General features: G+C 65.0%; 8 protein-coding genes. 2 read left to right on the forward strand and 6 right to left on the reverse strand.

Going from position 1 to position 8227, the window contains the following annotated elements:
* Positions 1-189 precede the first annotated feature (189 nt).
* Entirely contained in the window at positions 190-879 is a 690-nt protein-coding gene (locus IC66_RS0129905) for an aspartate/glutamate racemase family protein (RefSeq protein WP_038950129.1), read from the forward strand.
* Positions 880-912: 33 nt separating this feature from the next.
* On the opposite strand, the gene uxuA is transcribed toward IC66_RS0129905, so the two are convergent.
* The 6 genes from uxuA to IC66_RS0129935 form a co-directional block, all read right to left on the reverse strand.
* Complete coding sequence (gene uxuA, locus IC66_RS0129910; protein ID WP_081494279.1) at positions 913-2103, reverse strand: mannonate dehydratase; 1191 nt, start codon at positions 2101-2103, stop codon at positions 913-915.
* Between the two features lie 70 nt (positions 2104-2173).
* Positions 2174-3223, reverse strand: coding sequence for an L-idonate 5-dehydrogenase (locus tag IC66_RS0129915; RefSeq protein WP_038950131.1), 1050 nt, complete (start codon positions 3221-3223; stop codon positions 2174-2176).
* On the reverse strand, positions 3220-4626 hold the full coding sequence (locus IC66_RS0129920) for a TRAP transporter large permease (protein ID WP_028145709.1): 1407 nt from the start codon (positions 4624-4626) through the stop codon (positions 3220-3222). Before IC66_RS0129920 ends, IC66_RS0129915 begins: the two co-directional genes overlap by 4 nt.
* Before the next feature lie 4 nt (positions 4627-4630).
* Positions 4631-5209, reverse strand: a complete 579-nt coding sequence (locus tag IC66_RS0129925; protein WP_038950133.1) for a TRAP transporter small permease — start codon at positions 5207-5209, stop codon at positions 4631-4633.
* Between the two features lie 115 nt (positions 5210-5324).
* Positions 5325-6290, reverse strand: coding sequence for a sialic acid TRAP transporter substrate-binding protein SiaP (locus tag IC66_RS0129930; RefSeq protein ID WP_390887164.1), 966 nt, complete (start codon positions 6288-6290; stop codon positions 5325-5327).
* Between the two features lie 81 nt (positions 6291-6371).
* Positions 6372-7187, reverse strand: a complete 816-nt coding sequence (locus IC66_RS0129935) for a FadR/GntR family transcriptional regulator (protein WP_038950135.1) — start codon at positions 7185-7187, stop codon at positions 6372-6374.
* Between the two features lie 140 nt (positions 7188-7327).
* On the opposite strand from IC66_RS0129935, the gene IC66_RS0129940 reads away from it, so the two are divergent.
* A partial coding sequence (locus IC66_RS0129940) for a mannitol dehydrogenase family protein (RefSeq protein WP_193375322.1) occupies positions 7328-8227 on the forward strand: 900 nt, incomplete at its 3' end.

Below are 8227 nucleotides of genomic sequence, written 5' to 3' on the forward strand. Positions count from 1 at the left end.
ACCGAATTTCGGTAAAGTGGAATATTTTTGCGCTTGTGGATTGACAGAAGGCGACACAGCCACGATGGCCCGGATGAGCGCTGAGATGGTCAGGTCTGACGGTGCATTAGGCCGCAATCAAGCGATGGCTACCGCGCTGCGACGTCTTCGTTTACGATCCGGCCGAACCACATCGTCGAGGATACCGGAATGCAAACCATCGGTCTGATCGGGGGCATGAGCTGGGAGAGCACGGCGCTCTACTACAAGCTCATCAATGAGCGGGTCCGCGACCGCATGGGCAAGCTGCATTCGGCTCCGCTGCTGATCTACTCCTACGATTTCGAGGTGATCAAGCAGATGCAGTATACGGGCCGCTGGAGCGAGGCGGCGGCCAGCCTCGCGGAGGTCGCGCGGCGTCTCGAAGGCGCTGGCGCGCGGGCGATCGTGCTGTGCACGAACACGATGCACAAGCTGGCGCCCGACATCATCTCCAGCGTGACCGTTCCGTTCATCCACCTTGGCGACGCGACGGCGCAGCGGATCCGGGCGAAAGGTTATCGGCGGGTCGGGCTGCTTGGCACCAAGTTCACGATGGAGGAGGACTTTTATATCGACCGGCTGCGCGCGCATGATCTCGACGTGCTGGTTCCTCCCACTGAGGCGCGCGCCGACGTGAACCGCATCATTTACGAGGAGCTGTGCCTCGGCATCGTCGCCGATCCCTCGCGCCGCCGCTACCAGGACGTGATGGCAGCGCTGGTCGCCGCCGGCGCCGAGTGCATCATCCTCGGCTGCACCGAGATCACGATGCTGGTCGGCCCTGATGACACAACGGTGGAGACGTTCGACACCACGGCCATTCACGCCGAGACGGCGGCCGATTTCGCCATCGGGTGATGCGATGTCGGCCGTCGCCGAGCCCCGCCTCTATCACCGATGCTCGATCGCGCGGATCGCGCCGCGGAGCTCGGCGAGGCCGCGCAGGCGGCCGATCGCGGTGTAGCCGGGGTTGGTGCGCTTGGTTGCCGCGAGGTCGTCCAGCATGCGATGGCCGTGATCGGGGCGGAACACGATTCTCTTGTCCGGCGAACGCGTGGCGTTCTCCTTCAGCAGCGCCTTGAGCACCGCGACCATGTCGACGTCGCCGTCGAGATGATCGGATTCGTAGAACGACAGGCCGTCGGCCTCGCGCTTGGTTGCGCGCAGATGGGCAAAGGCGATGCGGGGGCCGAAGCGCTCGGCCATTTCAGGCAGATTGTTTTCCGCGCGCACGCCGAGCGAGCCGGTGCACAGGCAGATGCCGTTGGCCTTGGACGGCACGGCGTCGAACAGCGCCTGATAGTCGTCGGCACTCGACGCAATGCGCGGCAGGCCGAACAACGGGCGCGGCGGATCGTCCGGATGCAGGGTCAAGGACACCCCGAGCTGCTCAGCCACCGGCGTCACGCGCGCGAGGAATTCGGCGAGATGCTGCCGCAGGATATTTGGCGTGATGTCGCGATAGGTCTCGAGCCGGTCGCGGAATTGCGGAATGGTCATCGGCTCGGTGGTCGAGCCGGGCAGCGCGCTGGCGATCACCATGACGAGATAATCGATGTCGGCCTGGCTCATCTGGTCGAACAGCTTTTTCGCGCGCGCCTGCTGCTCGAGCGAATAGTCCTGTGCGGCAGCCGGGCGCTTGAGGATATGCAGCTCGAACGCAGCAAAGCGGTCCTGGTCGAAGCGCATGGCGCGGGCGCCGTTCGGCATCTCCCATTCGAGGTCGGTGCGACACCAATCGACCACGGGCATGAAATTGTAGCAGATGATCTTGATGCCGGAGGCCGCGACAGCTTCTAGGCTGGCGATCCAGGCCTCGATCGACTTGGTCGCCTTGCCGCCGAGCCGCTTGACGTCGTCGGGGATCGGAATCGATTCCACCACCGACCAGGTCAGCTGCGAGCGGCCGGGCTGGCCGTTCTCGATGAAGTTCTTGCGCTCCTCGACCGCCTTTCGGGTCCAGGCCTCGCCGATCGGCACCTGATGCAGCGCCGAGACGATATCCGTCGCCCCGGCCTGCCTGACGTCATCCAAGGACACGGGATCATCGGGACCGTACCAGCGCCAACCCTGCAGCATCATGGATATCTCCTAAAGCGTTTTCGAGCGAAGTGGATACCGGTTCGCGTGAAGAAAACGCGTCAAAACAAGATCAGTTCGCGGTCAGCACGACCTTGACGCTCTGCGAGCGATCGAGCGCCAGCCGCAGCGCATCGGGCGCGGTCGAGAGCGGCCGCTCGGCGGTCACCAGCGACAGCACGTCGATGCCGCCGGAGGAAATCAGTTCCACCGCCGTCATGAACTCGAAGCCGAAACGGAACGAACCGCGCAGGTCGATCTCCTTGGCCATCACCGCATTCGACGGCGTCGGGATCTGGCCGCCGGGCAGATTGCCGATCTGCACCACGATGCCCCCGCGCCTGACGATGCCGATGGCGCTCGCAAGGCCCGCGGCCGTGCCCGAGACCTCGAACGCAACGTCATAGGGACGCGACGCAGCCTGCGCCTTCAGTCCTTCCTCACCGCCCGAGACATTCTCCACATGCGAAGCGCCGAGCTTGGTCGCGAAGGCGAGCGGTGCCGGCGCGATGTCGGCGACCGTGATGTCGGCCATCCCGGCGCGATGCGCGGCGAGCATGGTCAACAGCCCGATCGGGCCGGCGCCGAAGATGATGCCGCGCCTGCCCTCGATATTGCCGGCGCGCGCGACCGCGTGCAGGCAGACCGCGAGCGGCTCGGCGAGCGCTGCGGCCTGATAGGACACGTGATCGGGAATCTTCACGCACTGCGCGGGGACCGCGTCGAAATAGTTGGCGAAGCCGCCCTGCATGTGCGGCGTCTTCGAGGCCGAGCCCATGAAGTAGATGTTCTCGCACAGATTCGGCCGGCCCTCGCGGCAGGCGACGCAATGGCCGCACCAGCGCGACGGGTTGACCGCGACGCGGTCGCCGACCTTCAGATTGGCAGCGGAGCCGGAGATCTCCACGACTTCGCCCGATATCTCGTGGCCGAGCACCAGTGGCGACTTCACCACGAAATCGCCAGTCCGGGCATGGCGGAAATAGTGCATGTCCGAACCGCAGATGCCGCCGGCGCCGAAGCGGATGCGCACCATGCCGTCTGCGAGCTTGTCGAGCGGATGCTCGACCATGCGCAGATCTTCGGGACCGAACAGGGTTGCGGCGAGAGCGGTGGAGGTCATTTGGAGAGTCCCATGTATTTTGGCAGCCAGAGGGTCAGTTCGGGGATGTAGGTGATCGCGATCAACGCCAGCATCAGCGGCACCAGCCAGGGCAGGATCGCGACCGTGGTGCGCTCGACCGAGAGTTTGGCCACGCGGGCGAGCACGAACAGCACCATGCCGAGCGGCGGATGCAACAGGCCGATCATCAGGTTCAGCGTCATGATCAGGCCGAAATGGATCGGGTCGATACCGAGCTTGAGCACGATCGGCAGCAGGATCGGCACCAGGATGGTGATCGCCGCCGTGGTGTCGATGAAGCAGCCGACGAACAGGATCAGCACGTTGGCGAGCGCCAGGAACACCCATTTGTTGTGAGTGATGCTGAGCATCCAGTCCGACAGCATCTGGGCGGCCTGCGACACCGTCAGCAGCCAGGCGAAGATCGAGGCCGCCGTGACGATGAACAGCACCGAGGCCGTGGTCTCGATGGTGTCGAACGTCGCCTTCGCCACGGTCTTCAAGGTCATGGTGCGGTAGCGGACGAGGCCGAGGAACAGCGACCAGATCACGGCGGCAACCGCGGCTTCCGTCGGCGTGAACCAGCCGAGCGTCATGCCGCCGATCAGGATCACCGGCGCCATCAGCGCCATCACCGCCGAGAAGTCGAAATACCAGTCGATGATGAGCAGCGTGCCGAGGCCGATGACGACGGCCATGTTGACCGACATGCCCGCGAGCACCATCAGCCAGATCGCCATCGGGAACGCCAGCACGATGGCGATCTCGAGGCCGGCCGAGCCGAGCTGCGGCCAGGAGAACGGCGTGTCGCTGCCCCATTTGTTCTTGTGCGCGAAATAAGTGACGGTCGCCATCATCAGCAGCGTCATGACGATGCCGGGAATGACGCCGCCGAGGAACAGCGCGCCGATCGAGACGTTCGCCATCATGCCGTAGATCACGAAGGGCAGCGACGGCGGGATGATCGGGCCGAGCGTCGCGGAGGCCGCGGTGACGCCGACCGAGAACTCGGTGGAGTAGCCGTGGTCCTTCATCGCCTTGATCTCGATGGTGCCGAGACCGGCGGCATCCGCGATCGCGGTGCCGGACATGCCGGAGAAGATCACCGAGCCGATGATGTTGACGTGGCCGAGGCCGCCGCGCATCCAGCCGACCAGCGCGACGGCGAATTTGTAGATGCGCCCGGTGACGCCGGCGATGTTCATGAGGTTGCCGGCCAGGATGAAGAACGGCACCGCGAGCAGCGGAAAGCTCTCGACGCCGGCGATCATGCGCTGCGCCAGCGTGACGTCGGGCGTCACGCCGCTGACCAGGATGTAGAGCAGCGACGACGCGGCCATGGCAATCGCCACGGGAACGCCGAGCAGCATCAGGATGAGGAAGCCTCCAAGCAGCAGCAACATGGGATTACCCTTCAAAACCGTCGTAGGCGCCGGGACGTTCGAGGATCGAATAACCCTGTCGCAAATGTTGTATGGCCACCTGCACCGAGCGCACGAACATCAGCACGAAGCCGGCCAGGACGGCGTAGTAGACGTAGTCCTTGGGAAGATTGATCGTGGTCATCTGCTCGTCGCCGATGATCTGGATGTAGACCCAGACCAGCTTGATGGCGTAGCCGAAAAAGGCGATCCGGATCAGGTCGATCACCGTCGACAGCGCGCGCGCCACGAGGTGGGGCAAATAGCGGTAGAGGAGGTCGACCTGGATGTGCCGCGACAGCCGCACGCACATCGAGGCGCCGATGAAGACGACGCCGATCAGGCAATAGGTCGCGATCTCCTCGGTCCAGGCATAGCTGTCGTTGAGCACGTAGCGCGTGAAGAACTGGAGGAAGACGGCGAGCGCCATCACCCAGAAGATCGCGAGCGCCACCCAGTCCTCGAACGCGTAGATGCCGAGGTCGACCTTCGGCGTCGCCTCCTCCTCGAAGGTATGGGCGATCTCGTCCGCGGTGATCTGCCGGTGTATTTCGGCGGTGGACATGGGGGGACTCCTCAAACTGGCTCCGTCGTTCCGGGATGGTGCGTTAGCACCAGACCCGGAACCTCGAGATCCCGGGCTCGGCTCTTCGAGCCGCCCCGGGATGACGACTACGTCGTCACTTCACCGCCTGGATCTTTTCCCAGTCGGCCTTGCGATAGCCGAAGGTCTCGAAGGCGACGTTCTTCAGCACGGTGTCGCGGAACTCGTTCTTGTCCACCTCGGTCACGCTCAAGCCCTTCTCCTTGAAGAAGGCGACCAGCTTGGCCTCGTTCTGCTTGATCTCCGCGGTCGCCTTGGCGGCAGCCTCCTGGGCGACGTCGGTGAAGATCTTCTTGTCCTCGTCGGAGAGCTTCTTCCACAGCGCGCCAGCGACCACCGTGTTGAGGTGATCGACGATGTGGCCGGTCAGCACGATGTGCTTCTGCACCTCGTAGAACTTCTTGGCTTCGATCGTGGTCAGCGGGTTCTCCTGCGCCTCGACGGTGCCGTTCTGGAGCGCGAGGTAGACTTCCGCGAAGGCGATCGGCGCGGTGTTGGCGCCGCAGGCGCGCGGCATCGCGAGATAGGCCGGCACGTCGGGCACGCGCATCTTCAGGCCCTTGAGGTCCGCGCAAGTCTTGATCGGCTTGTTCGACGAGGTCTGGCGCACGCCGTAATAGGTGACCGCGACGATGTGGTGGCCGCTCTTGTCCTCATAGCCCTTGGCGAGCTCCTTGAAGATGTCGCTCTTGGTGTAGGCGAGCAGATGATCGGCATCGCGGAAGGTGTAGGGATAGTAGGTCACCCCGATCGGCGGGAAGCTCTTGGCCGCGAAGCTCGAGCCGGAGATGATGACGTCGACCGAGCCGAGCGAGAGGCCCTGGTTGATGTCGGCTTCCTTGCCGAGCTGCGAGGCCGGATAGACGTCGATCGCATAGCGCCCGTTGGTGCGCTTGCCGATCTCCTGCGCGGCCCAGACCGAAGCGGTGTGGAACGGCTCCGAGGTCTCGTAGACATGGGCCCATTTGAGCTTGGTCTGCGCCACGCTGGCCTGGGTGGCCGCCAACAGCGTGGCGGCGGACATCACTGCTGCAATCGTCATTTTCTTCAACATCGGCTTTTCCTCCATCGTTCAAGTCTGCTTCTTGTTCACCCGCCCCGGCTGGAAGCGGGCCGTACAATCTCATCGCCGCCGCGCGCTGCCGCCTCCGGCCTGCTTCTTCTTCGGCGCCGGTTTCGGTTTCGATGGCTTTGCCGGTGCTCGCGCCGTCCGGCCCCGCCCCGAAGATGATCCTGCCGCGTTCTCGGCGCCGAAATTCTGCGCAAAGCGCTCCTGCGAGCGCGCCAGATGCGCGCGCATCGCTTCGCGCGCGGCGTCCGGATCATGCGCCGCGATCGCCTCGCGCACGGCGCGATGCTCGTCGAGCGCGGTGCGCCAGGTGCCCGGGCTCTCGAAATAATGCGCGAGCTGCGCGAAATAGGGATTGAGGCGCTGGTCGAACAGCTCGCCGACGACGCGCACCAGAACGGCATTGCCGAGGCTGCCGGCGATCGCGACGTGGAACGCGCGGTCATGCACCATCGAGGCTTCGCCGGGATGCTCGACATTCTCCATTGCGAGGAGCGAGGCATCGATGCGGGCGATGTCGTCTTTGGTCGCGACGCGCGCAGCCTGTTCGGCGATGGCGCTTTCGAGGAATTCGCGGGCGCGCAGCAGCTCGAACGGGCCCTCGATGACGGAGGCGGCTGCGGGCGCGGCGATGGCGGCGGGCTCGATCACATAGATGCCGGAGCCGACACGGATGCGCAGGCGCCCCTCGACCTCGAGCGCAATCAAGGCTTCGCGCACGGTCGGCCTGGACACCTTGAGCTGCTCGGCGAGCTCGCGCTCGGTCGGCAAGCGGCTGCCGACCGCGTACTCGCCGCTGTCGATCAGGCTCCGCAATTGATCGGCGACCTGGCGATAAAGCCGTCTCGCCTCCACAGCTTCCAGCGGCACGCTGGTCCTCCCGAAAGGGTCGCGCGAGGCATTTCGACCCGCGGCCCGCCAATTTTGGAAAATTGGTCTTACCAATTGACCGGAGCATTGACCTGATCCAGGCGCCATGTCAAGCAGCGGCAAAGCAAGGGGAGACGTCCATGCGCCCAGGTTCCGTGCGTCTTGGCAGCGCCAATCTCGACCGGTTGCCGCCGGCCGTCCGCCGCCCGGCCTACGACCGTTCGCGCATCACGCCCGGCATCGTGCATCTCGGCCTCGGCGCCTTTCATCGCGCGCATCAGGCCGTCGTCATCGACGATTGCCTTGCCAGCGGCAGCTCGTCCTGGGGCATCGTCGGCGCCAGCCTGCGCAGCCCGGATACGCGCGACGCCCTCGCCCCGCAGGATCATCTCTACACCGTTGCCGTGCGTGCCGCCGAGGGCACCGAGCACCGCGTGATCGGCGCGCTGCTCGACAGCGTCGTCGCGCGCGAGAAGCCGGCGGCGCTGGTCGAGCGGATGGTCGATCCCGCCATTCGCATCGTCTCGCTGACGGTCACCGAGAAAGGCTATTGCCACACGCCGCAGACCGGCGATCTCGATGAACGGCATCCTGACATCGTGCACGATCTCAACAATTTCGACGCGCCGCGCTCGGCGCCCGGCTTCATCGTCGCGGCGCTGGCACGCCGGCGCGCGCTAGGCGCACCGCCCTTCACAGTGATGTGCTGCGACAATCTCGCCGCCAACGGCCACACCGTGCAGCGCATCGTGACGCAGTTCGCCGCGCTCCGCTCCAGGGAACTCGGCAAGTGGATCGCGGACAATGCCGCTTTTCCCTCGACCATGGTCGACCGCATCGTGCCGGAGACGACGGATAGCGACCGCGATGCGGTCGCGAACGCACTCGGCATGCGCGACGCCTGGCCCGTGATGACCGAGCCGTTCACGCAATGGGTGGTCGAGGATCGTTTCACGGCCGGCCGGCCCGACCTTGCCACCGCCGGCGTCGAGCTCGTTGCCGACGTCAAGCCGTTCGAGCTGATGAAGCTGCGGCTGGTT

Source organism: Bradyrhizobium genomosp. III (assembly GCF_000261705.1).
Taxonomy (GTDB): Bacteria; Pseudomonadota; Alphaproteobacteria; order Rhizobiales; family Xanthobacteraceae; genus Bradyrhizobium; species Bradyrhizobium ottawaense.

Bases quoted from the DNA above. Each gene is read 5' to 3' on its own strand.
- IC66_RS0129905 (WP_038950129.1), top strand. From the start codon at position 190: ATGCAAACCATCGGTCTGATCGGGGGCATGAGCTGGGAGAGCACGGCG.
- IC66_RS0129930 (WP_390887164.1), bottom strand. From the start codon at position 6,290: ATGACGATTGCAGCAGTGATGTCCGCCGCCACGCTGTTGGCGGCCACC.
- IC66_RS0129925 (WP_038950133.1), bottom strand. From the start codon at position 5,209: ATGTCCACCGCCGAAATACACCGGCAGATCACCGCGGACGAGATCGCC.
- IC66_RS0129920 (WP_028145709.1), bottom strand. From the start codon at position 4,626: ATGTTGCTGCTGCTTGGAGGCTTCCTCATCCTGATGCTGCTCGGCGTT.
- uxuA (WP_081494279.1), bottom strand. From the start codon at position 2,103: ATGATGCTGCAGGGTTGGCGCTGGTACGGTCCCGATGATCCCGTGTCC.
- IC66_RS0129915 (WP_038950131.1), bottom strand. From the start codon at position 3,223: ATGACCTCCACCGCTCTCGCCGCAACCCTGTTCGGTCCCGAAGATCTG.